Origin of the sequence: Streptomyces sp. NPDC001787 (assembly GCF_040297465.1) — a bacterium.
In the GTDB taxonomy this organism is placed as follows: domain Bacteria; phylum Actinomycetota; class Actinomycetes; order Streptomycetales; family Streptomycetaceae; genus Streptomyces.
This window is the reverse complement of the sequence record NZ_JBEOZE010000011.1, coordinates 181,099-206,569: the sequence shown is the minus strand read 5'-3', so window position 1 is coordinate 206,569 and position 25,471 is coordinate 181,099. Positions and strand designations below refer to the sequence as shown.

Annotated in this window: 18 protein-coding genes; 12 read left to right on the top strand and 6 right to left on the bottom strand. The window is 70.9% G+C overall.

The window, feature by feature from the left end; translation table 11 throughout:
* Positions 1-298 precede the first annotated feature (298 nt).
* Positions 299-2,173, bottom strand: coding sequence for a translational GTPase TypA (gene typA / locus ABT170_RS18115; RefSeq protein WP_266923434.1), 1,875 nt, complete (start codon positions 2,171-2,173; stop codon positions 299-301).
* A 358-nt stretch (positions 2,174-2,531) separates the two neighbouring features.
* Positions 2,532-5,030 carry an ABC transporter family substrate-binding protein gene (locus ABT170_RS18110; RefSeq protein ID WP_351868423.1) on the bottom strand — a complete coding sequence of 833 codons (2,499 nt, stop codon included), beginning with the start codon at positions 5,028-5,030 and terminating at the stop codon, positions 2,532-2,534.
* Between the two features lie 286 nt (positions 5,031-5,316).
* Here ABT170_RS18110 and ABT170_RS18105 point away from each other — a divergent pair, with 286 nt between their 5' ends.
* From ABT170_RS18105 to ABT170_RS18085, 5 genes are all read left to right on the top strand, one after another.
* Positions 5,317-5,553, top strand: a complete 237-nt coding sequence (locus ABT170_RS18105; RefSeq protein ID WP_329946271.1) for an Rv0250c family protein — start codon at positions 5,317-5,319, stop codon at positions 5,551-5,553.
* Positions 5,554-5,562: 9 nt separating this feature from the next.
* Entirely contained in the window at positions 5,563-6,459 is an 897-nt protein-coding gene (sdhC, locus tag ABT170_RS18100) for a succinate dehydrogenase subunit SdhC (protein WP_502970533.1), read from the top strand.
* Positions 6,460-6,532: 73 nt separating this feature from the next.
* On the top strand, positions 6,533-8,449 hold the full coding sequence (locus ABT170_RS18095) for a fumarate reductase/succinate dehydrogenase flavoprotein subunit (RefSeq protein WP_351868420.1): 1,917 nt from the start codon (positions 6,533-6,535) through the stop codon (positions 8,447-8,449).
* Positions 8,446-9,222 carry a succinate dehydrogenase/fumarate reductase iron-sulfur subunit gene (locus tag ABT170_RS18090; protein WP_329946273.1) on the top strand — a complete coding sequence of 259 codons (777 nt, stop codon included), beginning with the start codon at positions 8,446-8,448 and terminating at the stop codon, positions 9,220-9,222. Before ABT170_RS18095 ends, ABT170_RS18090 begins: the two co-directional genes overlap by 4 nt.
* 430 nt (positions 9,223-9,652) lie before the next feature.
* On the top strand, positions 9,653-10,723 hold the full coding sequence (locus tag ABT170_RS18085) for a LacI family DNA-binding transcriptional regulator (protein ID WP_329946274.1): 1,071 nt from the start codon (positions 9,653-9,655) through the stop codon (positions 10,721-10,723).
* 35 nt (positions 10,724-10,758) lie between these two features.
* Here ABT170_RS18085 and ABT170_RS18080 read toward each other — a convergent pair whose 3' ends face one another.
* The gene (locus ABT170_RS18080) at positions 10,759-11,745 is read right to left on the bottom strand and encodes an acetylxylan esterase (protein WP_351868416.1); all 987 of its coding nucleotides are present in this window, start codon (positions 11,743-11,745) and stop codon (positions 10,759-10,761) included.
* Between the two features lie 235 nt (positions 11,746-11,980).
* Between ABT170_RS18080 and ABT170_RS18075 the strand changes: the two genes are divergently transcribed.
* The 7 genes from ABT170_RS18075 (at position 11,981) to ABT170_RS18045 (ending at position 21,521) form a co-directional block, all read left to right on the top strand.
* Positions 11,981-13,225 (top strand): sugar ABC transporter substrate-binding protein, encoded by a 1,245-nt coding sequence (locus ABT170_RS18075; protein ID WP_329946276.1) that lies wholly within the window; start codon positions 11,981-11,983, stop codon positions 13,223-13,225.
* A 5-nt stretch (positions 13,226-13,230) separates the two neighbouring features.
* Entirely contained in the window at positions 13,231-14,220 is a 990-nt protein-coding gene (locus ABT170_RS18070) for a carbohydrate ABC transporter permease (protein WP_329946277.1), read from the top strand.
* On the top strand, positions 14,217-15,116 hold the full coding sequence (locus ABT170_RS18065) for a carbohydrate ABC transporter permease (RefSeq protein ID WP_329946278.1): 900 nt from the start codon (positions 14,217-14,219) through the stop codon (positions 15,114-15,116). The genes ABT170_RS18070 and ABT170_RS18065 overlap by 4 nt, the downstream gene beginning before the upstream one ends.
* A 207-nt stretch (positions 15,117-15,323) precedes the next feature.
* Complete coding sequence (locus ABT170_RS18060) at positions 15,324-16,526, top strand: glycoside hydrolase family 1 protein (protein WP_351868412.1); 1,203 nt, start codon at positions 15,324-15,326, stop codon at positions 16,524-16,526.
* A 389-nt stretch (positions 16,527-16,915) separates the two neighbouring features.
* Positions 16,916-18,439 (top strand): glucoamylase family protein, encoded by a 1,524-nt coding sequence (locus ABT170_RS18055; protein ID WP_351868409.1) that lies wholly within the window; start codon positions 16,916-16,918, stop codon positions 18,437-18,439.
* Between the two features lie 125 nt (positions 18,440-18,564).
* Positions 18,565-20,685 carry a TPM domain-containing protein gene (locus ABT170_RS18050; RefSeq protein WP_351868406.1) on the top strand — a complete coding sequence of 707 codons (2,121 nt, stop codon included), beginning with the start codon at positions 18,565-18,567 and terminating at the stop codon, positions 20,683-20,685.
* A 122-nt stretch (positions 20,686-20,807) separates the two neighbouring features.
* On the top strand, positions 20,808-21,521 hold the full coding sequence (locus ABT170_RS18045; RefSeq protein ID WP_351868403.1) for a PspA/IM30 family protein: 714 nt from the start codon (positions 20,808-20,810) through the stop codon (positions 21,519-21,521).
* Between the two features lie 28 nt (positions 21,522-21,549).
* Here the strand turns inward: ABT170_RS18045 and ABT170_RS18040 are convergent, their stop codons facing one another.
* The 3 genes from ABT170_RS18040 to ABT170_RS18030 all read right to left on the bottom strand — a co-directional run bounded on the left by ABT170_RS18040 (position 21,550) and on the right by ABT170_RS18030 (position 25,453).
* Entirely contained in the window at positions 21,550-24,123 is a 2,574-nt protein-coding gene (locus ABT170_RS18040) for a SpoIIE family protein phosphatase (protein WP_351868474.1), read from the bottom strand.
* A gap of 193 nt (positions 24,124-24,316) precedes the next feature.
* Complete coding sequence (locus tag ABT170_RS18035; protein WP_329946283.1) at positions 24,317-24,844, bottom strand: ATP-binding protein; 528 nt, start codon at positions 24,842-24,844, stop codon at positions 24,317-24,319.
* Between the two features lie 207 nt (positions 24,845-25,051).
* Positions 25,052-25,453, bottom strand: coding sequence for a (deoxy)nucleoside triphosphate pyrophosphohydrolase (locus tag ABT170_RS18030; protein ID WP_329946284.1), 402 nt, complete (start codon positions 25,451-25,453; stop codon positions 25,052-25,054).
* Between the last annotated feature and the right edge of the window lie 18 nt (positions 25,454-25,471).

Sequence of the window (25,471 nt, the reverse complement as noted above, 5' to 3'; positions counted from 1 at the left end):
GACCACCGCGTGTGCCCGAAATCCGGACAAAGTGATCCCAGACAGACACGCCCGAAACGGACTGTTAACACATGTTCCGGAGAGCGACGCCCGATATCCGGACAGCACGGTCAGGAAATATGGTTGACGGAAAGGTCCGGCCCCCCACAGTCTCTGCGAGGGGCCGGACCTTCTGTCAACGCCCGTGCCGAAAGTACGACTGTACGACCAGAAGAGGCCCTGGCCGCGCCGGACGATCTGCACATGCGGAACGCCCGCTCCGGTCACCCGGAGCGGGCTCGGCCCGCTCGTGGCGCGGTCAGCCGTTCTTGGCGCGCGAGGCCGTGCGGCCGCGCTGCTTCGCGTCCAGGACGACCTTGCGGATGCGCACGGTCTCCGGGGTGACCTCGATGCACTCGTCCTCGCGGCAGAACTCCAGGGACTGCTCCAGCGACAGCTTGCGGGCCGGGACCACGTTCTCCGTGGTGTCCGCGGAGGCCGCACGCATGTTGGTGAGCTTCTTCTCCTTGGTGATGTTCACGTCCATGTCGTCGGCGCGGGAGTTCTCGCCGATGATCATGCCCTCGTAGACCTCGGTGCCGGCCTCGGTGAAGATGACACCGCGCTCCTGGAGGTTGACCATCGCGAACGGCGTGACCGTTCCCGAGCGGTCGGCGACCAGCGAGCCGTTGTGACGGGTGCGCAGCTCGCCGAACCACGGCTCGTGGCCCTCGAAGATGGAGTGCGCGATGCCCGTGCCGCGGGTCTGGGTGAGGAACTCCGTACGGAAGCCGATGAGGCCGCGGGAGGGAACGATCCACTCCATGCGGACCCAGCCCGAACCGTGGTTCGTCATGGTCTCCATGCGGCCCTTGCGGGTCGCCATCAGCTGCGTGATGGCGCCGAGGTGCTCCTCCGGCGAGTCGATCGTCATGCGCTCGATCGGCTCGTGGGTCTTGCCGTCGATCTGCTTGGTGACGACCTCCGGCTTGCCGACCGTCAGCTCGAAGCCCTCACGGCGCATCTGCTCGACGAGGATCGCCAGCGCGAGCTCACCGCGGCCCTGGACCTCCCAGGCGTCCGGGCGCTCGGTGTCCAGGACGCGGAGCGAGACGTTACCGATCAGCTCACGGTCCAGCCGGTCCTTCACCTGGCGGGCGGTGACCTTGTGGCCCTTGCCGCCCTTGCCGACGAGCGGCGAGGTGTTCGTGCCGATGGTCATCGAGATGGCCGGCTCGTCGACCGTGATCAGCGGCAGCGCGATCGGGTTCTCGGGGTCGGCCAGGGTCTCGCCGATCATGATGTCCGGGAATCCGGCGACGGCGCAGATGTCACCCGGGCCCGCCATCTCGGCCGGCTTGCGGGTGAGCGCCTCGGTCATCAGAAGCTCGGTGACACGGACGTTGGACATCGTGCCGTCGCGCTTGATCCACGTGACGGTCTGGCCCTTGCGCAGCTCACCCTGCTCGACGCGGCAGAGCGCGATACGGCCGAGGAAGTTGTCGGCGTCCAGGTTGGTGACGTGGGCCTGGAGCGGCGCGTCCGCGTCGAACTCCGGCGCCGGGACGTGCGACAGGATCGTGTTGAAGAACGGCTCCAGGTTCTCGCTGTCGGCCGGGACGGTGCCGTCCTCCGGCTTGGTCAGCGAGGCGACGCCGTCACGGGCGCAGGCGTAGACGATCGGGAACTCGATCTGCTCCTCGTCCGCGTCCAGGTCCAGGAACAGGTCGTACGTCTCGTTGACGACCTCGTCGATCCGGGAGTCGGGGCGGTCCGTCTTGTTGATGCACAGGATGACCGGCATCTTCGCGGAGAGTGCCTTGCGCAGCACGAACCGGGTCTGCGGGAGCGGGCCCTCGGAGGCGTCGACGAGCAGCACGACCGCGTCCACCATCGACAGACCGCGCTCGACCTCGCCGCCGAAGTCGGCGTGGCCGGGGGTGTCGATGATGTTGATCGTGATCGGGTCCCCGCCGTCCTTGGGGTGATACTTCACCGCCGTGTTCTTGGCGAGGATCGTGATGCCCTTCTCACGCTCCAGGTCGTTCGAGTCCATCATGCGATCGTCGAGGTGCTCGGCGGCGTGCGCGGCGAACGCGCCGGCCTGCTTGAGCATGGCGTCGACCAGCGTGGTCTTGCCGTGGTCGACGTGGGCGACGATGGCTACGTTACGGATGTCGTGGCGCGTGGGCATGGGTGGCTTGCGCTTCTCTCGGATCGTGGGATCAGGCGTCTCAGTCGGTCTCGAGTCCTCGTACGCCCGCCGGGCGGACACGCCACGGCTCGTCCAATGGTACGGGCCCGGCGCGTCGCGGGCTTCCCGGCCCGTTCCGCGAGGCCGCTCTTCCACGGGGATTCAGCCGATATTCAGCCGATATTCAGCCCGTATCCGGTCACTGGCCGGCTGCTCGGCAACCGGGTGAAAAGGGTGGATCAGGGGGTGTGGGGGGAGGAGAACAGCCCGGGTCGGGACGGACACCACCTTGCCCGCCGGGCAACCGGCGGGCAAGGGAATTGAGCAGCTCCTGAGCTTTGAGTGCGGCCTTGACCTGCTACTTCTTACGGTTCGCGGGGGAACCCGCCGCTTGCGTCTTCTTGAAACCGATGTCCTGGTAGCGGGGTGCGGCGAAGCCGAAGGCACCGATGTTCGCGAGCTTCTTGTCGACCGCCACGAGCTGCGGTCGCTGATAGAGCGGAATGGATCCGGCGGCGGCCCAGATCCGTGCGTCCGCCTGCTTCATCAGGTCCCGGGCGGCGTCCTCGTCGAGCTCGGAGACCGCCTGGTCGAAGAGCTGGTCGATGTGGTCGGTGCCGACCCGGGTGTAATTCTGCTCGACGAGCAGCGATCCGTCGGTGGCGGGCTCGGGCTTGGCGTAGATCGGGCGCCCGTCGGTCGCCGGGTAGGCGGTGGCGGGCCAGGAGTACAGCGCCAGGTCGTAGTCGCCGGAGGCGATGTGGTCCTTGAAATAGCTGTCGTCGGGGACCTTGGTGATCTCCGTGCCGATGCCGATCGAGTCCAGCATCGCCGCGATCTTCTCGCCGACGCTGCGCAGCGGCTGGGAGCCGGGCCCCGACGGGAGGACGAAGCGCAGGGTCAGCGTCTTGCCCTCCTTGCCGAGCGGTCCCCGCACCGAGGCGGGGGCCGGTGCGGCGGTGCCCGCGGGGGCGTACGCGCCGGCGGCGCCGCCCGGCTGCTTGTCCTGGGCGCTGACCCTGGAGGGCTGCTCCTCGGCGGCACCGTCGGCCCTGGCCTCCGTACCGGACGCGGGCTTCGCGTCCGTGAGGGCCCCGGCCTGGCGCAGCAGGGCGGCGCTCTGGTCGGCCGCGGCGGGGGCGGGGGCGAGGATGTGGACGGCGGCGCCCGGCCGGGAGCCGTTCGCGTCGCCCGGACCCTCGCCCGGCTTGTTGTCCTCGCCGACGATGTAGGTGCCCTCGTCGGAGGCGGACTCGTCCTTCCTGCCCGCGCCCCCCTTCTCCTTGTCCGCCGCCGTGTCCTGCGTCCTGTCCGCCGCCGTGTCCGAGGCCTTGCCCTCCGTGCCGTCCTCGGCCTTCTTGCTGGCGTCGGGCCTCTCTCCGGCCGCCCCCTCCTTCTCCGCCGCCCCTCCCGCCTCCTTCTCCTTCTCCTTCTGCTGTGCCTTCTCCTTCTCCGCCTCGCTGCCCGCCTTGGTGTCCTTGGGCTTCTGGGCCGCGCCGCCCCGGGTCCAGCCCGCGTCGGCCAGGAGCGCCTGGGCCTCCTTGGTGTTCTGGTCGCCGAGCGCGCCGCTGCCGTCCTTGTACCCGGGCTGTCCGGCGAGGGCCAGGTGACTGCCGGGCGGGTTCGCGGGGAGCCCCAGCGGCGCCAGTACGGTGTCGGCCAGCTCCTGGCGGTCCAGGGCGCGGGCCACCGCCCGGCGTACCCGGTCGTCCGCGAGCGGCCCGGTCTCGCCGTTCAGCGCGAGCTGGGTGTAGGCGGGCTCCAGGGATTTGCGGACGGCATAGCCGCGCAGGGCCTTCTGCTCGGCCCCGTACGCCGCCGCGGCCACCCTGTTCCGCTCCCTGGCGGCCCGTGCGGTCTCCGCCTCCTCCTCGTCCGAGCCGTGCGCCAGAGCCCAGGAGCGCAGGGCGTCGGCGGGCGTCATGCCGGACCCGGGGCCGTGCGTCAGCGGCTGCCCGGCCGCGCCCCCGTCCCGGGCGGCCAGCGCGATACGGTGCGCCGCGGCCGGGTCGATGTCGGCGATGTCCAGGGTGCCGGCGGCGAGGGCCTCGGCGCGTTCCTGGGGCTTGACGGCACGCAGGACGAGCGTTTCGAGCTTCGCCTCGTCGCCCCACCAGCGCGGGTCGCGGGCGAGCGTGACGGTCCCCTCCTCCTTGCTCACACTGCGCAGCCGGAACGGTCCCGCCGATGTCTTGAGCGAGGTGCGCGTGCCGTCGTTGAAGGCGTCCGGGGAACCGGTCACCTCCTTCGGGTACAGCGGCGAGAACAGCGCGCGCCAGTCCGCGTACGGCTTGGAGAAGGTGACCCGGACCTGGAGGTCGTCGGCGCCGCGCTCGATCTTCTCGATCCGGTCGTAGCCCGCGTTGCGGGCGGTCCAGAACGCCGAGTCCTTGCCGCTCAGCGCGCGCCACTGGGCGACGAAGTCGGGCGCCCCGATCTCCCGGCCGTTGCTCCACACGGCCTGCTGGTTGAGCTTGTAGAGCACGACCTGCTTGGGCTCGCGCCCGATGACCTTCGCCGACTCCAGATAGTCCGGGTTGAGCCGGGGCCTGCCGGTCACGTCCAGCGGGAAGAGGGTGGGCAGCACCGCTCCGGTGATCCGTGCGGTGGTGCTGTCGGCGTCCGCCTGGAAGGCGTTGAAGGTGGCGGGCAGCGCGTCGACCGCCCAGTTCACCGAGGAGCCGTCGGCGACCAGGTCACGGGCGGCCGGGGCGATGTCCTGCGGGAAGGGCCGCGCGCTGTCCCGGGTGCCCGAGCTGCATCCGGCCAGCACCGGGATCGTGAGCACACCGGCCGTGAGGAGGGCGAGAGAGCGGCGCTTTCGGACTGTCCCGCGCGGGACGCCGACGTGGGACATGGCTGATACCTCCGGGGCCGGCCCGGACCACCCCGTACCGGAATGGGCCGGATTGTGCGTTTTGGTGGCATTTGCAGTTGATCACACTGGTTTCGTGCATCCACTGAAGGCGCCCCCGCGCGGGAGGCGGCGCAGACACGGCGCACGGCCCCGCAACCTCACCCGAGCGGAGGAACGTTCCACCAAGACCGGACGCCCCCGCTCCCTTCACAAAGGCGATGTGACGCGCGACACTCGCAACCGCATGAGCATTGCCACCCGCCCACCGCGGAAGTGAGGGCAAGTCATGTCCCTGCACAAGGAATTGACGGCTGTTCAGCACTGCCTCGACGACCTGGTCCGCACCGTCGGACAGCTGGAGCGGAGTCTCGCGCGACTGCGCGAGGCCGATGCCGCGGACGGCGCCGGAGCGCCGGAGCGCCGCGCCGGCATGGTCACCATCAACGACGCGCCGTACGACGCCACCCTGTGGACGGACTCGGACGACGAGGGTCTGGGCGTCCGCGGCAGGCACGCCCCCTAGGAGAGCCCCTTGGCCACCGGTACGGAATCAGGCACGGATTCGGATACGGAACCAGGCACAGGACCGGGCACGGGACCGAAGGCGGGACCGGGACCGAAAGCGGGACCGGGCACGGGGCGGGGCGTCGGGCACCCCTCGCGCGCCGCCATCCCCGCCCGCCATCTGCGGACCGACCGCTGGTGGCTGGCACCCGCCGTGACCGCCGCGGGACTCCTGGCCTTCATCGTGTACTCGACCTGGCGGGCCTTCGCCAACGCCGACTACTACGCCGCCCCCTATGTGTCGCCGTTCTACTCGCCGTGCCTGGCGGAGAACTGCGCCCCCATGCGGTCGGGCCCGAACTGGGAGATCCTCGGCAGCTGGTGGGGCCTCTCCCCCGCCCTGCTGATCCTGATCTTCCCCCTGGGTTTCCGGCTGACCTGCTACTACTACCGCAAGGCCTACTACCGGGGCTTCTGGGCGTCGCCCCCGGCCTGCGCGGTCGCCGAGCCGCACGCCTCGTACAGCGGCGAGACCCGCTTCCCGCTCGTCATGCAGAACATGCACCGGTACTTCTTCTACGCCGCGGTGCCGGTCGCCGGAATCCTGACGTACGACACCGTGCTGTCCTTCCGCGACGAGCACTACGCGTGGGGACACATGGGGCTCGGCTCGCTGATCTTCCTGGTCAACATCGCGCTGATCTGGGCGTACACCCTCTCCTGCCACTCGTGCCGGCACATCATCGGCGGCCGGCTGCGGCACTTCTCCCGGCACCCCGTGCGCTACCGGCTGTGGGGGTGGGCCGGAAAGCTGAACGCCCGGCACATGCAGCTCGCCTGGGCCTCGCTGATCAGCGTGGCGGTCGCCGACTTCTACGTCTATCTCGTCGCGTCCGGGGCCTTCGACGACCCGAGATTCTTCTAGTGCCCCGCCCGGCGGGACGTGCCGTGACCGTACTGATGACCGTGAGCTTCCTCCAGACCGTGAGGTTCTTCCTGTGACTCAGCTCGAACGACAGCAGTGGGACGTCGTCGTGGTCGGTGCCGGGGGCGCCGGACTGCGCGCCGCCATCGAGGCCCGGGAGCGCGGCGCGCGCACCGCGGTCATCTGCAAGTCGCTGTTCGGCAAGGCCCACACCGTCATGGCGGAGGGCGGGATCGCCGCCTCCATGGGCAATGTGAACTCCGGCGACAACTGGCAGGTCCACTTCCGCGACACGATGCGCGGCGGCAAGTTCCTCAACCAGTGGCGGATGGCCGAGCTGCACGCCAGGGAGGCACCCGACCGGGTCTGGGAACTGGAGACCTGGGGCGCCCTCTTCGACCGTACGCCGGACGGGAAGATCTCCCAGCGCAACTTCGGCGGCCACGAGTACCCCAGGCTCGCGCACGTCGGGGACCGTACCGGCCTCGAACTGATCCGGACGCTCCAGCAGAAGATCGTCGCGCTCCAGCAGGAGGACTTCCGCGAGACGGGCGACTACGAGGCCCGGCTGAAGGTCTTCCAGGAGTGCACGGTCACCCGGATCCTCAAGGACGGCGAACGGGTCTCCGGCACCTTCTGCTACGAGCGGGAGTCCGGCCGCTTCTTCGTCCTCGAAGCCCCCGCGGTCGTCCTCGCGACCGGCGGCATCGGCAAGTCCTTCAAGGTCACGTCGAACTCCTGGGAGTACACGGGCGACGGCCACGCGCTCGCCCTGCTGGCGGGCGCTCCCCTGCTGAACATGGAGTTCGTGCAGTTCCACCCGACCGGCATGGTCTGGCCGCCCTCGGTGAAGGGCATCCTGGTCACCGAGTCGGTGCGGGGCGACGGCGGGGTGCTGCGCAACTCCGAGGGCAAGCGGTTCATGTTCGACTACGTCCCCGATGTGTTCAAGGAGAAGTACGCGCGGTCGGAGGCCGAGGGCGACCGCTGGTACGAGGACCCGGACCACAACCGCCGCCCGCCCGAACTGCTGCCGCGCGACGAGGTCGCCCGCGCCATCAACGCCGAGGTCAAGGCGGGCCGCGGCTCGCCGCACGGCGGGGTGTTCCTGGATGTGTCGACCCGGATGCCCGCGGAGACGATCCGGCGCCGGCTGCCGTCGATGTACCACCAGTTCAAGGAGCTGGCCGATGTCGACATCACGGCGGAGGCGATGGAGGTCGGACCGACCTGCCACTACGTGATGGGCGGCATCGCCGTCGAGTCCGACACCACAGCCGCCCTCGCCGTGCCCGGACTGTACGCGGCGGGCGAGGTCGCGGGCGGCATGCACGGCTCCAACCGGCTCGGCGGGAACTCCCTCTCCGACCTGCTGGTCTTCGGCCGGCGGGCGGGCCTGCACGCCGCCGCCCACGCGGCGGGACCCTCAGGACGCCCCGAGGTGGACGAGGAACAGATCGACGCGGCGGCGGCGGAGGCGCTGCGCCCCTTCGGCGCGGAGGACCCCGCGGCCCCCGGGGAGCCCGCGGAGAACCCGTACACCCTCCACCAGGAACTCCAGCAGACGATGAACGACCTGGTCGGCATCATCCGCCGCGAGGCCGAGATGACCGAGGCCCTGGAGCGGCTGGCCGGGCTGCGGGCACGCGCCCGGCGCGCCGGGGTCGAGGGCCACCGGCAGTTCAACCCGGGCTGGCACCTCTCCCTGGATCTGCGCAACATGCTGCTGGTCAGCGAGTGCGTCGCGCGGGCGGCGCTGGAGCGCACCGAGAGCCGGGGCGGTCACACCCGGGAGGACCGCCCCACGATGGAGCGCTCCTGGCGTCCGGTCAATCTGCTGTGCCGGCTCGCCGGTGGGGCGGCCGAGCCGCTGAGCGGGCGCATCGAGCTCGTACGGAGAACGACCGAACCCATCCGTCCGGACCTGCTCTCCCTGTTCGAGAAGGAGGAGCTGGTCAAGTATCTCGCCGAGGAGGAGCTGTACGAATGAGCGGCTACGAGGCCCGGTTCCGGGTGTGGCGCGGCGACACCGGCGGCGGCGGTCTGGCGGACTACACGGTCGAGGTGAACGACGGCGAGGTGGTCCTCGACATCATCCACCGCATCCAGGCCACCCAGGCGGGAGACCTCGCCGTGCGCTGGAACTGCAAGGCGGGCAAATGCGGTTCGTGCAGCGCGGAGATCAACGGGCGCCCGCGGCTGCTGTGCATGACCCGGATGTCGGTGTTCAGCCAGGAGGAGACGATCACCGTCACCCCGCTGCGGGCCTTCCCGGTCGTCCGCGACCTGGTGACGGACGTGGGCTTCAACTACGCGAAGGCCCGCGAGGTGCCCGCCTTCGTGCCGCCCGCGGGGGTGAAGGCGGGCGACTACCGGATGCATCAGGTCGATGTGGAGCGCTCGCAGGAGTTCCGCAAGTGCATCGAGTGCTTCCTGTGCCAGGACACCTGCCATGTGGTGCGCGACCACGAGGAGAACAAGGAGGCCTTCGCCGGGCCGCGCTTCCTGATGCGGGTCGCCGAGCTGGACATGCACCCCCTGGACTCCGCCGCCGAGGCGGGCCTGGACCGCAGGGCCGCGGCGCGGGAGGAGCACGGCCTCGGCCACTGCAACATCACCAAGTGCTGTACGGAGGTGTGCCCCGAGCACATCAGGATCACCGACAACGCGCTGATCCCGCTGAAGGAGCGGGTGGTGGACCGCACGTACGACCCGCTGGTGTGGCTGGGCAGCAAAATCGGAAGGCGCCGGAACGGGAGCTGACCGGGCGGCCGGCTCTCCGCGGCGCGACCCGGGGCTGTCCCGTCATCGCTTTTTGGCCAGGGCTCACGGGGCAGCCCTCGGTCCCGGGGCAGGGATCATGAACCGGCGGGACGACGCGCGTGGGTGTCGGCGATCAGTGGGGCATCGGCGCGGCGGCGGCCGGCCGTGCACCGGCGCCGGCATCGCGCGGGTGCCGCAGGGCTGCGCCCCGGACCGCGCGGAGGACCGGCCCGGCCTGCGGCCCTTGGCCTGAACCGGTGCACACCGGGTCGGATGGTCTTGCCCGTGCGACAGGGCACGATCTAGGGTGAATGCGCTTTCAAAAGCCAGGGTGAACAGCATCACCCCGGACAAACCAGCACGAACCAGCACACGCAGCAGCACACGCTCAGGCGCGTCGCTACGGAAGCAGAAGCGGACGGTCGGTCGAGTGAGCGCCCCCACGGTGTACGACGTCGCCGAGCGATCGGGCGTCTCCATTGCCACGGTCTCGCGGGTCTACCGGAATCCGGACTCCGTACGCCTCCAGACCCGCGAAAGGGTCCTGGACGCGGCCCGCGAGCTCGGCTACGTACCGAGCGGGAGCGCCCGGGGGCTGGCCAGCCGCACCACGGGCGTCCTCGGTCTGTGTTTTCCCGACTACGCGGACCCGGACGCCGAATCCGCGGCGGCGATGAGCGACGCGGACGACGACCAGGCCGTCATGCTCTACTCCGACCAGATCATCCGGGGCATGGAGCGGGCGTCCCGGCGGCACGGCTACGCGCTCCTGATCGCGGCCTCGCTGGACGGCGGACCCGAGAGCCTGGTCGCGAAGGTCGCGGGACGGGTCGACGGCTTCGCCGTACTGGCGCAGACCGTACCGACCGAGGACCTGGAAGTGATATCGCGCCGGCTGCCCGTGGTGATGATCGCCGGGCCGCGCGAGATCGACCACCTGGACCACATCGTGGTCGCCAACGCCGACGGGGAGCGCGAGCTGGCCCGCCATCTCGTCGAGGACCACGGACTGCGCAGGCTCGCGTTCATCGGCGGCGAGGTGCGCTCGCCGGACGCCGACGCGCGGTTCCACGGCTTCCGGGAGGCCTGCCGGGAGGCCGGGCTGCCGGTGCCGGACGAGCCGGACCTGCGCGCCGGGACGATGACGCAGGCCGAGGGCGCCCGGACCGCCGAGGCACTGCTGGACCGGGCGGACGCGTCGGGCCTGCCCCGCCCGGAGGCGATGCTGTTCGCCAATGACCAGATGGCGGTGGGGGCGCTCCAGGCGCTGGAGCGGCGCGGGGTGCGGGTGCCGCGGGACATCGCGGTGACCGGCTTCGACGGGATTCCGCTCAGCCGGATGGTCCGCCCGCCGCTGACGACCGTGCGGCAGCCGATACGGCAGCTCGGCGAGCAGGCCGTGGAGCTGCTGGTGCAGCGCCTCGCCGACCGCGACCGCCCTCCGGTGTCCCTGGAGCTCCCGGTGTCCATGGCCCGCCGCGCCAGCTGCGGCTGCGGCTGACCCACCACCCGGCCGCCGGCGGGCGGGCCCGCCCCCTACGCCCCCAGCCGCTCCCCGAAGAAGCGCCGCCGGTTCGCGTGCAGCTCCGCCGTCTCCGCGGCCTGCCCGTCGTGCACGAAATGCCCCGCGCTCAGCACCTGGAGCTCACGCACCCCGCCGAGCGCGTTGTACACGGCGAACTGCCCCGGCGGCGGGACCGAGGGGTCGAAGAGGGCGGCGGCCACCAGGGTCGGCCGCTCCACCCGCGCCGCGGCCGTCGCCGCGTCGAAGTACCGCAGCACATCGGTGACTTCGGGGTGCTCCCGGTGGTACGCGCGCACCGGCTCCCCGCTTCCGGTGCACGGCAGCGTGAGCCGCAGCGGATGGTTGCCGAACGTCGGCACGGTGAGCTGCGCGGCACCGAAGCGGTCCTCCCACGGCAGCGCGAGGGCTCCGAGCCCGCCCCCGAAGCTCTCCCCGAGATAGCCGAGGCGCGGCGTGTCCCCCTCCGCCAGTTCCGGTACCAGTTCCCCGAGGGCCGAGGCGGCGCACCAGAGGTCGGCCACACAGTCGCCGATGACGTACGTCTCGCGGGATTCGATGCCGTGCAGGACGTGCTCGAAGGACACCTCCGGGATCCCCTCCCACCGCCCGCGGTCGCCCTGTCCCCGTACACACGGCAGGATCGCGGCGGAGTGGGGCAGGGGCAGCGGCACATCGGGGCCGGGCTCCTGGCGGCCTCCGTAGCCGTGCCCGATGACGAAGCCGTGCCGGGCGGGCCCCTCGACGGGCAGGGCGAGCCAGCCGCCCAGCCGTACCCCGCCCACGGAGGTGTACGTCACACCGTGGATGCGGACGCCGTCGCGCTCCTCCTCGACGGGCCCGAGCTCCGGCTCCGTGGCGACCGCGCGGGCCGCCGCGTACCGGGCCCTCCAGAACGCCTCGAAATCGTCCGGGGCCCCGGGGGCGGGTATGCGCAGGAGCTCATCGAGCGTGCGCCCGTGAGCCGGATCGAAGGGGAAGTCATGTACGTACGTAGACATGATCGCGACAGTAGACCGGCCCCTCGGGCACGTCCACAAACAAGCGGAATCGGTCACATCTACTGTTTTTCCGCAAACCGTACGTTTACCGTTCAGTGGCCGGACATCCAGATGTCGAGCACGTTGCGCGAGTGTGACCTAGCACCCTCTTGCGGATTCCCGAATGTCTGGCGCAGAGTGATGTATGCGCTTACAGGCAGCGCATACATTCGGATTGCTCAAGGAGGAGCCCTCCATGTCCCGCACCGCCAGAACCGCCTCCGTCAGCATCGCTGTCGCGCTCGCCTTCGGCATCACCGCTTGCGGCAGCTCCGGCGGCGACGACGTCGCCGCGGACAAGAAGCAGACGCTCACCGTCTGGGCCATGGGGGCCGAGGGCGAGAAGCTCGCCGATGTGGCCAAGGTCTACGAGAAGGCCAACCCGAACATCACCGTGAAGGTGACCCCGGTGGGCTGGGACGTCGCCCACCAGAAGCTGGTCTCCGCCGCCGCCGCCGGCACCATGCCGGACGTGGCGCAGATGGGCGGCAGCTACATGGGCGAGTTCTCCGAGCTCGGTGTCCTGGAGCCGGTCGACACCAAGGTCTTCGACAAGAAGGACTTCTTCGAGTCGGGCTGGAACCAGGGCGAGGTGGACGGCACCGCCTACGGCGTGCCGTGGTACGTCGACACCCGTGTCCTCTACTACCGCACCGACCTGGCCGAGAAGGCGGGCATCGACAAGGCTCCGACCAACTGGAAGGAGATGCAGGACCTCGCGACCGCGTACCAGGAGAAGACCGGTACCAAGTGGGGCCTGTCCATCCAGCCGAGCGGCCTGGACACGGTGCAGAACTTCTACTCCTTCCTGTACTCGGCGGGCGGTGAGATCGTCAATGACAAGGGCGAGGCCGTCATCGACAGCCCCGAGGCCGTCAAGGCGCTGAAGGAGTACGGCTCGTACTTCGACAAGGGCCTCTCCAACAAGTCCGTGCAGCCCGGCTACGACGTCGTGAAGGACTTCGGCAACGGCCGCGTCCCGATGTTCTTCGGCGGCCCCTGGCACGTGACCCTCCTGAACGAGGGCCAGCCCCAGCTCAAGGGCAAGTGGGCCGTGGCCAACGTCCCGGCGGACAAGTCCTCGGTCTCCATGGCCGGCGGCTCCTCCCTGGTGATCTCCAAGGACAGCGAGCACAAGGCCGCCGCCACGGAGTTCATCAAGTACCTGACCGACACCAAGGGCCAGGCCGACTGGTACGAGCGCACCAAGGACCTGCCGGCCAACACCTCGGCCTGGACCTCCGGCTCGCTCGCCGACGACACCAACCTCCAGGTCTTCAAGAAGCAGATGGACACCGCCAAGTCCTCGCCGTCCATGGCCAAGTGGACGGAGATCACCGACAAGGTCGACCAGGCCATCGCGAAGGTGACGCAGGGCAAGGCTTCCGCCGAGGACGCGCTGAAGACGGCGCAGTCCCAGATCGAAGGCCTCGTGAAGTAGGAGCCATGAGCACCACGACCGGAAAGGCCGCACAGCCGGCCAAGGTGCCGGCCGGGCCGGGGACCGTGACGTCCCCGGCCGCCGGGCCCAAGGATCGCCGGGGCCGCAAGAAGTCGATGGGTGTGCAGAACGCGGCCGGCTGGCTGTTCTCCACCCCCTTCATCGTCCTCTTCACCGTCTTCATGGCGTTCCCGATCCTCGCCACGCTGGTGATGAGCTTCACGGACTTCGGGCTGCGCAATGTGACGCGCCCGTGGGAAGCGAACTTCATCGGCTTCGAGAACTACGTCAAGCTGTTCGGCGACGAGAAGTTCCTCAAGTCGCTTTTCAACACGGCCTACTTCGTGGTCATCGGAGTCCCGCTGACGATCGGTATCGGCCTTGTCGTCGCGGTGCTGCTCAACAACGGCATCGACCGGGCGCGGACCTTCTTCCGCGTCGGTTTCTACGCCCCGGTGGTCACCACCATCGTCGCGGTCGCCGTGGTCTGGCGGTTCGTGCTCGACCCGAGCGACGGGCTGATCTCCGGTCTCTTCGCCGAAGTCGGCCTCACCTCACCCGACTTCCTCGGTTCCGAGACGCTCGCCATGCCCTCGATGATCGCGATGGCGGTCTGGCGCAACGTCGGCACGGTCATGGTGCTCTTCATCGCGGGCCTTCAGGCCATTCCCACCGAGGTCCGGGAGGCCGCGAAGCTCGACGGCGCCGGGGTCTGGCAGGAGTTCAGAGGCATCACGGTGCCCCTGCTGCGGCCCACGCTGCTGTACGCCACGGTGATCACCACCATCGGCTACCTCAATGTCTTCGAGGAGCCGTTCGTGATGACCCAGGGCGGCCCCTCCGACTCCACCCTCACCGTCTCGCTGAACATGTACCGCGAAGGCTTCAACTTCTTCCACATGGGCTATGCGAGCGCCATGGCGTATGTCCTCTTCGTAGTGATCATGGGCATCACGGTGCTCCAGCTCCGACTGCTGAAGGACAACACCAAATGAGCGCCAATGCACCCGGTGCCGTGCGGACGGCGCCGTCGAAGAAGCCCGAGCAGACCTCCGTACCGAAGCGGAAGCGGAATCTGAAGCGCCCGCTCGTCTACGTCCTGCTGTCGGTCGGACTGCTGATCATGTCCGCGCCCTTCCTCTGGATGGGGCTCTCCGCCTTCAAGACGCAGAGCGAACTGTCGGCCAGCCCGCCGGTGTGGATTCCGACCGAGTGGACGCTGGAGAACTTCCGGCAGCTGCTCGACGAGCTGAACCTGCCGCTGTACTTCATGAACTCCGTGATCGTCGCGGTGCTGGTCACCGTCTCGAACCTGGTGTTCTGCTCGATGATGGGGTACGCGCTGGCCAAGCTGAACTTCGTCGGCAAGAACAAGATCTTCGGCCTGGTCCTCGGCGCTCTGATGGTCCCCGGCAACCTGATGCTGCTGCCGCTCTTCGTGCTGATGAGCAAGCTCCAGCTGATCGACTCGTACGCGGGTCTGGTGCTGCCGTTCGCCGCCGGAGCCTTCGGGGTCTTCCTGATGCGGCAGTTCATGCAGTCGATCCCGGACGAGCTGCTGGAAGCGGCCCGGATGGACGGCGCCGGTGAGTGGTACATCTTCTGGCGGATCGTGATGCCGCTGGTGAAGCCCGCCCTCGCGACGCTCTCGATCTTCACCTTCCTCGGCTCCTGGAACAACTTCGTCTGGCCGCTGATCGCGACCAACGACCCCGACAAGTACACGCTCCCGGTCGCCCTGGCGACGTTCGCCACGGACCCGAACAAGGCCGGCGGCTCCAACGGCATGCTGATGGCCGGAGCGTTCCTGGTCGTGCTGCCGGTGCTGATCCTCTTCATCGCACTGCAGCGGCACTTCACCCAGGGCATCGCCACGGCGGGCATGAAGTAGCCCGCCCGCCCGGCCGCCCCGCCGGGCAGCCCGCGCGACCGCCCGCCGGCGAACCGCGCGACCGCCCCGTCCGGCGGCTTCCGGAACACCCGGCCGCCCCGGACACCCCGGACACCCCGGACACCCCGGACACCCCGGACACCTATGAGGCCGTGCCCCACGCACCCCTACGGCCACACCCCTTACGCAGCAGAAGGACATCTCGCCATGACTCACACCACGGTCCCGTTCCCCGACAACTTCCTGTGGGGCGCCTCCACGGCCGCCCACCAGATCGAGGGCAACAACACCAACAGCGACTGGTGGGTCAAGGAACACTCCACCGGCACCCACATCCAGGAGCCCAGCCTGGACGCCTGTGACAGCTACCACCGCTGGAACGAGGACATGGACGTCCTGGCCTCCCTCGGCTTCACGGACTACCGCTTCTCCATCGAGTGGGCGCGGATCGAGCCCGCCGAGGGCCAGTTCTCCCGGGCCGAGCTCGCCCACTACCGGCGCATGGTCGAAGGTGCCGTCGAGCGCGGTCTGCGCCCGATGATCACCCTGCACCACTTCACCGTGCCGCAGTGGTTCGAGGCGCGCGGCGGCTGGACGGCCGAGGGCGCGGTCGAGCTCTTCGCCCGCTACGTCGCGGCCTGCGCACCGGTGGTCTCCGAGGGTGTCAGCCACGTCTGCACCATCAACGAGCCGAACATGATCGCCGTGATGGCCGGCCAGGCCAAGCGCGGGGACATCGGCTTCCCGCCCGCCGGTCTGCCGACCCCGGACGACGAGACCACCCAGGCCGTCATCGCCGCCCACCACGCGGCCGTCAAGGAGGTCCGGGCGATCGACGCCGGCATCCAGGTCGGCTGGACCATCGCCAACCAGGTCTACCAGGCGCTTCCGGGCGCCGAGGACGTCACCGCCGCCTACCGTTACCCGCGCGAGGACATCTTCATCGAGGCCTCCCGCGGCGACGACTGGATCGGCGTCCAGTCGTACACCCGCACCAAGATCGGTCCCGAGGGCCCGATCCCGACCGCGGACGACGTCGAGCGCACGCTGACCCAGTGGGAGTACTACCCCTCCGCCGTCGGCCACGCCCTGCGCCACACCGCCGCGATCCTCGGCAACGACATCGCCCTGATCGTCACGGAGAACGGCATCGCGACCGATGTCGACACCCGCCGGGTCGACTACTACACCGGGGCCCTGAACGAGGTCGCCTCCGCGCTGGAGGACGGTCTCAACATCCAGGGCTACCTGGCGTGGAGCGCGCTCGACAACTACGAGTGGGGCTCCTACAAGCCCACCTTCGGCCTGATCGGCTGGGACCCCGAGACCTTCGAGCGGCTGCCGAAGCCGTCCGCCGTCTGGCTGGGCGAGATGGGCCGCACCCGCACCCTCCCGCGCATCACCGGCTGAGAGCCTGCCGGGCGGCCCTCGACCGTAGGTCGCCCCGGCAGGCTCCGGCACCACCCCAAGGACGGGGAGCCACCTGACGGCTCCCTCCGGTGCGGGAGCCGGCGCACCTGACGGCCGCCGGCTCCCGCACCACCCAGGCGTTCGGCGCGCCGTGCCCCGCTACCGCCGTTCGCCGTCCGGTGCGGCCGGAGCCCACAGCTCCGGCCGCCCGCGCGCATCCGGGGCGTCCCGCACTGCCGGGCCGCCCCGCCCTCCGTCACCTCGCGTCGCCTCGCGCCCTGTGACACCCACAGCTGCCGCCGTCGTTCCGACTCGGCCCGGACGGTTGCAGCACCCAGCACGCCACGAAATTCCCCCTTCCCCCTTCTGCCACCGGGAGCTGGACCTTCATGGACCGTCGCACATTCATCACCGCCGCGGGAACGGGGGCCGCCGCCCTCTCCCTCGGAGCCGTAACGGCGCACTCCGCCACCGCCGCGTCCCCGACCGCCGGCACCGCGGGGGCCGTGGCCGGAGCCGGCCGCGGCGCGCACTCCCCGTACTCCGCCGACGACCGGCAGCTGCTGCGCTGGTTCCGGGACACCTACCGGTCGATCGAGGCGATGACGACCGATTTCGGTCTCGCCACGGACAAGATCGACCTCAGCGGCTCCGGCGCCCCCGTGCAGTCGCGCCAGACCTCGCCCACCAACATCGGCTGCGGACTGTGGTCGACCGTCGCCGCCGCCGGACTCGGGGTGATCAGCGAGACCGCGATGCGCCGCAAGCTGGCGCACACCGTCTCCGCCGTCGAGAAGCTGGAGCGCCACCACGGCTTCTGGCTCAACTGGTACGACGCGCACGACGGTTCGGTGCTGACCCAGTGGCCCGGCACCGGCGACCCCGTCCGCCCGTTCCTCTCCTCGGTCGACAACGCCTGGCTGGTCACCGGTCTGCGGATCGCCGCCGACGCCGCGCCCTCGCTGCGCCCCCGCATCGCGCGGATCCTCGCGGACGCCGACTGGTCGTACTACTACACGCCGTACGACCCGGCCGACCCGGTCGCGGGCCCCGGCCAGCTGCGCGGCGGGTTCTGGACCGATACGGAGGAGCCGACCGGCCACCACTACGGGGCGCTGAACACCGAGCCCCGCATGGCCAGCTACCTGGGCATCGCCGATGGTTCACTGCCCGGCGACCACTACTGGCACCTGCTGCGCACGATGCTTCCCGAGCACGGCCAGGAGCAGTACCCGCAGGGCGGTTACGTCGCCATGGACGGCGCACGCGTCTGGCAGGGGCACTACACCCACCGCGGCCGGAAGATCGTCCCCACCTGGGGCGGCTCCATGTTCGAGGCCCTGATGGTCCCGCTGTTCGTGCCGGAGCCGGAGTGGTCGCCGCGGTCCTGGGGCCGCAACCACCAGCGGTACGTACGGAGCCAGATCGACCACGGCATGCGGGAGGCGGAGTACGGGTACTGGGGGTTCTCCCCCTCGAACATCCCCGAGGGCGGCTACCAGGAGTACGGCGTGGACGCGCTCGGCATGCAGGTGGACGGCTACGCCTCCAACACCGACCGCACGTACACGACCGACGGAGCGCCGCTGCCGCCCGCGTCCGCTTTCACCAACGGTGTGGTCACGCCGCACGCCTCGTTCCTCGCGCTGCCGTACGCCCCGCGGGAGGCGGTGGCCAACCTGCACGCGCTGGACCGGGACTTCGGCGCCTACCACGACGGATACGGCTTCCGGGACTCGGTGAACGTCGGCACCGGCCGGGTCAGCGACTTCATGCTCGCCCTCGACCAGGGCATGATCGCGGCGGCGCTGGCCCAGGCGATCCGTCCCGGTCTGCTCCAGACACCGTTCCGGACCGGCGGCTTCCGCTCCCGGGTGCGCCCACTGCTCGCCAAGGAGCGTTTCTCCATCTGACGGCGCACGGACCGTGAGGGCCGACGGCGCGTGGACCGCGAGGGCCGCCGCGGCCGGCCCTCGCGGTCCACGTCGGGTAGCGGGTCACCGAGGGTGGACATAGCCTCACAAATGTGATGCCGCCCGTGAGTCGTACCCGGAGCCCCATACCCGGCGGGGCCGCGCTCACCGCGCTGCTGGCGGTGTGCTGGCTGGTCCTGTCCCCCGCCGTGACCGCCCGCGCCGACGACCCGGTCACGCTCTCCCGCGACGGGCAGATCACCGACCGGGTGGGAGCGCTCGGCGACCGCGAACCGCAGGTGAAGGCGGCCCTCGACCAGCTCTTCGACGACCGCCGCGTCCAGCTCTTCGTCGTGTACGTGCGCGACTTCTCCGGCCGGTCCGCGCAGACCTGGGCCGATGAGACCGCCAACCGCAACGGTCTGGGCCAGGAGGACGTGCTGCTCTCCGTCGCCACCCACGACCGGCAGTACGCCTACTCCGTCGACGCGGGCTCCCGGCTCACCGACGCCCAGCTCCGGGACGTGGCGGGCACCGCGATCGAGCCCGCCCTCCGGGAGAACGACTGGGCCGGCGCCGCCATCGGGGCGGCCAACGGCTACTCCGCCGTACTGGCCGGGCAGCCGGTACCCACGCCGACCCTCACTCCGGGCCCCGCCGACCCCGGAACGGGAGACTCCGACCCCAGCAGCGCCGGGGACCTCGTCCTCCCCCTGGTCCTCGTCGGCGGCGCGGGCGCGGTCGCCGCCTACGCGTACACCCGGCGCAAGCGGCGCATGTCGGGCCGCACCACCCCCGCCGCGAGCGGATGGGGCGGCGCGGGCGGCGGGCCCGAGCCGTCGCTCCCGCTCCCCGAACTCGACGCACGGGCCAAGGGCGTGCTGGTGGACACCGATGACGCGGTGCGCACCAGCGAGGAGGAACTCGGCTTCGCCACAGCCCAGTTCGGCGAGGAGGCCGCCGCGCCCTTCACCGAGGCCGTCACCCGGGCGAAGTCCGAGCTGACGGCCGCGTTCCGGCTGCGCCAGCAGCTCGACGACGCCTTTCCCGAGGACGACGCGACGCGCCGCCGCATGCTCGACGAGATCATCAGCCGCTGTGCGACCGCCAACGAGGGACTCGACACGGTGTCCGAGGACTTCGACCGGCTGCGCGCCCTGGAACGTACCGCTCCGCAGGCCCTGGCCACGGTCGAGACCACCTTCCGCGAGCTCACCGGACGGATCACGGCGGCGGAGGCGACGCTGAGCGGTATGCGCGCCCGGTACGCGGAGTTGGCCATCGCTCCCGCGGCGGCCGGCATCGAACAGGCCAAGGACCGGCTCGTCTTCGCCACGTCCAGCCTCAACCAGGCCCGCCAGGCGGTCGACGACGGCGACAACGCCAGGGCCGCGGTCTACGTACGGGCCGCCGAGGGCGCGGTCGGGCAGGCAGCCACCCTGGCCGACGCGGTGGACCGGCGGGCCGCGGAGCTGGACGAGGCGGCGGAACGGCTGCCGGCCGCGCTCACCGAGACGGAGACGGACCTGGCGGACGCGGGGGGTCTGCTGGAGGGCACCTCGGAAGGGGTCCCGACCGCGGATCTGCGCGGCCGGATCGCCCGCGCCGAGACGGTGCTCGGTGGCGTACGGGAGGAGGTGGCCGCCGGACGTCACGACCCCATCGACGCACTGCGCCGGGTGGAGGAGGCGGACACCGCGCTGGACGAGGCGCTGGCCGGGGCCCGCGAGCAGGACCAGGGCAACCGCCGGGCCCGTTCGCTGCTCGATCAGGCGATGCTCACCGCCCGTTCCGCGATCGCGGCGGCGGCCGACTACATCACCACCAACCGGGGTGCGGTCGGCAGCCAGGCCCGCACCCGGCTGGCGGAGGCCCAGCGGCGCTGGGAACGGGCCCGGGAGCTGTCCGCCACGGACGACGCCCGGAGCGCGCTGGACGAGGCACAGCAGGCGGACGCGCTGGCCGGGCAGGCGCGGAGCCTGGCCGAGCAGGACGTACGCGGCTTCGACGGCCCGCAGGGTCCGGGCGGCGGTGGCCGGTCGGGCGGGGGCGGCATGGGCGGGGGCGGCATGGGCGGCGCGGTGCTCGGCGGCATCCTCCTCGGCGGGCTCCTGGGCGGAGGCGGCCGGGGCGGCATGGGCGGCGGCTTCGGTGGCGGGGGCCTCGGTGGCGGCTCGCTGGGCGGACCGGGCAGTTTCGGCGGTGGGGGTACCCGTGGCCGGCGGGGCGGCGGGGGCCGCTTCTGACGCCTCTCGCCCGCGCATCTCTTCCCCGTACCTCTCGCCCCGTACCTCTCGCCCCGTACGTCTCCCCTTGCCTCTCCCCGTATCCCCTCCCGTCCTCCGTTCGTCGTCGAAGGAGCAGTGCCATGACCAAGCAGACCATTCTCGGCCGCGTCACTCAGCTGGCGAAGGCCAACATCAACGCCCTGATCGACCAGGCGGAGGACCCGCAGAAGATGCTGGACCAGCTGATCCGGGACTACACGAACAACATCGCGGAGGCCGAGCAGGCGGTGGCCACCACCATCGGCAACCTGCGGCTGATGGAGCAGGACCACCGGGAGGACGTCGACGCGGCGGCGGAGTGGGGCGGGAAGGCCCTCGCGGCCAGCCGGAAGGCGGACGAGCTGCGCGCGGCGGGCTCGGCGGCCGACGCCGACAAGTTCGACAACCTGGCCAAGGTCGCGCTGGGCCGGCAGCTCCGGGCGGAGCAGGAGGCGAAGACGACGGAGCCGGCCATCGCCTCGCAGACGGAGGTGGTGGACAAGCTCAAGACCGGGCTGGACCGGATGAGGAACAAGCTCACGGAGCTGATGTCCAAGCGCGACGAGCTGGTCGCCCGCGCCAAGTCCGCACAGGCGCAGAACCAGATGATGGACGCCGTCAAGAACATCGACGTGCTCGACCCGACGAGCGAACTGAGCCGCTTCGAGGACAAGGTCCGGCGCGAGGAGGCGAAGGCCCTGGGCAAGCAGGAGCTCGCCGCCTCGTCGCTGGACGCGCAGTTCGAGCAGCTGGACAGCCTGGGCGAGAGCGCCGAGGTTCAGGCGCGGCTCGCGGCCCTGAAGACGGCCTCGTAGCGGGGCCGGACCGCCCCGCCGGCCGGGTTCAGTACATGCTCAGCAGCTGCTCCACCGAGAGTTCGGCGGGCCGTTCGCCGTCGGGCAGCGGCAGTTCGAACCAGACGGTCTTGCCGCGCGGGGTCCGCCGGGACCCCCAGGCGGCGCTGAGCAGTCCCACGAGCTGCAGCCCGCGCCCGCCCTCGTCGGTGTCACGGGCGCGGCGCCGCCGGGGCTGGACGAGCCCCGCGTCCCATACCTCGCACACCAGCGTACGGTCGCGCAGCAGCCTGATCCGGATCTCGCCCTCGCCGTAGCGCAGGGCGTTGGTGACCAGTTCGCTGACGAGGAGTTCCGTCGTGTCGACCAGGTCGTCGAGGTCCCAGGCGAGCAGCTGGGAGCGGGCCAGTTCACGGGCGCGGCCCACGGAGCGGGGCTCGGGAGGCAGCCGCCAGTCGCCGACCGCGTCCACCGGGAGCCCCTGGATACGGGCCATCAGCAGGGCGATGTCGTCCTCGCCGTGCCGGGTGTCCAGGGTGCTCAGGACGTGGTCGCAGACGTCTTCCAGCGCCTGGCCCGGCGCGGTGAGGGCGTCCCGGAACGCCTGGAGCCCCTCGTCGAGCGGATGCTCCCGGGACTCGACCAGGCCGTCCGTGTAGAGGGCGAGCAGGGCGCCCTCCTTCAGCTCCACCTCGACCTCCTCGAAGGGCTCGCCGCCGACGCCCAGCGGCATCCCGGGCGGGACGTCGAGCATCGCGGCGGGCCGGCCCGGCTCGGCCACGACCGGGGGGAGGTGGCCGGCGTTGGCGAAGGTGGCCCGTCGGGTGACCGGGTCGTAGACGGCGTAGACGCAGGTCGCCAGGTAGACCTCGGACAGGTCCGCCTCGCGGGACTTGTGCGCGACCCGGGAGGGCCACTGGGCGCCGCCGCCGCGACCGGATCCCGAGGTGCCGGGGGTGCCGAGGCCCCGGGCGACCTCGTCCAGGGCGGCGAGCACCTCGGCGGGTTCCAGGTCGAGCAGGGCCAGGGTGCGCACCGCGGTGCGGAGTTCGCCCATGGCGACGGCGGCCCGGAGCCCGCGGCCCATGACGTCCCCGACGACCAGGGCCGTGCGGTGTCCGGGCAGCTCGATCACGTCGAACCAGTCGCCGCCGACCTCGGTGGCGGTGTTGCCGGGCAGATAGCGGCAGGCGATGTCCAGCCCCGCGGCCTCCGGATCGCCGGGCGGGAGGAGGCTGCGCTGGAGGATCAGCGCGCGCTCGTGCTCGCGGCGGTAGAGGCGGGCGTTGTCGATGCAGACGGCGGCGCGGGCGGCGAGTTCGGTGGCCAGTACCCGGTCCCGCTCCCCGAAGGGCTCGCTGCCCTTCGTGCGGGAGAACTGGACGAGGCCGACGACGGTGTCGTGGGCGACCATCGGCACGGCGAGCGTCGACTGGACGAAGCCGAGGCCGTCGCCGGGTACGTCCTCGACGTGGCCGGTGCGCAGGGCGACGGCGCAGGGGGAACCGAAGGGGAAGCGGTGGACCGAGCCGAGTGCGGGCGGCAGGCCGTCCGCCCCGGTGCCGCACTCGGTGCCGGACGCGGCGCGGGGTCCGGCCGTCGCGGTGGGCATCGCGTCGGCGACGGCGCTCGCATGGGCCACCCTGCGCAGTTCGGCCGAGCCGCCTGACTCGCCGTGCGGTGAGCCCCAGCTGCCGGGCGGGGCCTCGTCGCCGGAGAGCAGCCCTTGGTACAGGTCGACGGAGGCGAGGTCGCAGAAGCCGGGGACGGCGACGTCGAGGAGTTCGCGGGCGGTGGTCTCCAGATCCAGTGAGTTCCCGATCCGGACACTCGCCTCGTTGAGAATGGCGAGATTGCGCCGGGCGCTGGCCGCCTCCCGGGCGGCTATGTGCCGGCGGGTGACATCGGTGGCCAGTCCGGCGATCCCCACGGGCCGGCCCGATCCGCTGTGCACCCGGTAGAGGTTCATGGACCAGTGCCGGCGGCCGGATTCACCCGGTGCGGTACCGATCAGCTGGAGGTCGGTGACGGATTCGCCGGTGTCCAGGACCCGCTTGAGGGTGGCCGAGAGCCGTTCGGCCTCGGGTCCGGCCAGATAGTCGTCCACCGTGCGGCCCCGGTGGTCGTCCGCGGCTCCGCCGAAGACCGTCGCGAACCGCTGGTTGGCCCGTACGACGGTGAAGTCCGTGCCGAACAGCACAAAGGCGAATGGCGACTGGCCGAAAATGGCCTGCGAGGCGGCGAGGTCCGTCTCGATACGGCGCAGCGCCCGTACGTCCACGACGATACAGAGCGCGGCCCGTTCGCCCTCCGCCGTCAGACTCGGCATGACATAGATCTCGGCGAGCCCGTGCGCACCGCCCTCGCCCGGCATCCGGAACGGGACGAGGCCCGTCCACTCCTTGCCGTCGAGGATCTCGCCGACCCGCCGATGCCCCTCCGAGCGCAGCTCGGCGGGCATGAACGCGTCGACCGGGTCCCTGCCGACCGCCTCGTGCGAGGCCATGCCGAACAGACCGGCGGCCCGCCGGCTCCACTGCTCGATCAACCCGTCGGGTCCGATCGAGAAGGAGGCGACCCTGATGTAGTCATAGATCGAGCCAGGCGGGCTGCTCTGCCACACGATGTCGCCCGCTGTCCCAGGTATTTCGCTCACGCGACCGTCCCCTCCAGCTCACACACCGGACCGGTCCTGCCCGCAGTATTCAGCACTACGGCCCCGTCCGACACGGCGTTCACGATCACAGCAAGGTCTCAGTCCCTTTCAGCCAGGTGCTGCCCGACCTCCGGTGATCGCTGTGCGTCCCTCCCCTCTCCTAACCAGGGAGAGCCAGCTCGAACCACACCGTCTTGCCGGTCTTTCCGCGCCGGGTCCCCCAGCGGCATGCGGAACAAGCCACGAGCTGAAGCCCCCTGCCCCCTTCGTCCTCGGGGCCCGCACTGCGTTCGGTGGGTGGATCCGGAAGCGGATCGGAGACTTCCACGAGCAGTCCGTGGGGGGCGGGCGGGGAGCCGGCGGCCCTCCCGGAACCCTTCTCACCAAAGCCTTCGCGACCGTTTCCGCCGGAACCGTCCGGCACACCGGCCGCCCCGCCGGACGCCCCTCCGGCCTCCCCGTCCGGGTAGGGCCGCACCAGCCGCACGCCGATGGGACCGGAGGCGTACCGCAGGGAATTGGTCACCAGCTCACTGACGAGCAGCACGGTCACATCACCGAAGGCCGCGTCGAGTCCCCAGGCGCGCAGCGCGTCGCGGACCGCGTGCCGGGCGCTGCGCACGGAACCGGGTGCCGCCGGAAAGGTCCACTCGGCGCAGTCGTCCTCGGTATCGATCACGCCGATCACTTCCCAAGATCAGCAACGGGGCACACCCCTCACATGGGGACATTCAGCACATACCCGCTAACTCATCCGCACTATCCCGAATCACGACGCGTGGGTCGTACGGGTGTATGACACAGGCAGACGGCCGCCGCCATGCGCACAGGGCCGCCGCCGCCCCGGCGCGGAGCGGTAGCGCGGCGCGTCAGGGCCTGGTGGGAATGCGGCGCGTCAGGGCCGGGCGGGAATGCGGCGTACGACTTCCTCGACTGCGGGCCGGTCCTGGTCCAGCCAGTCGACCTGGTCCACCTCGTCGGGCGCGAGCCAGCGCAGCTCGTCATGGTCCTCAAGCGGCTCGGGCACCCCGGACAGCAGCCGCACGGTCCATACGTGCAGCACATACCCGGGCTTCAGGGGCCAGGCGCCGGGAATGCGCTCCAGCGCCTCCGTCTCCACGCCCAGCTCCTCGCGGAGTTCCCGTACGAGCGCCTGCTCGCCGCTCTCGCCCGGCTCCACCTTGCCGCCCGGGAGCTCCCAGCGGCCGGCCAGCTCGGGCGGCGCGCTGCGGCGGGCGGCCAGCAGCCGCCCCTGGTCACAGACGGCTCCGGCCACCACCACCACGGAATCGTTCATACGGCGGAGCGTAGCCGT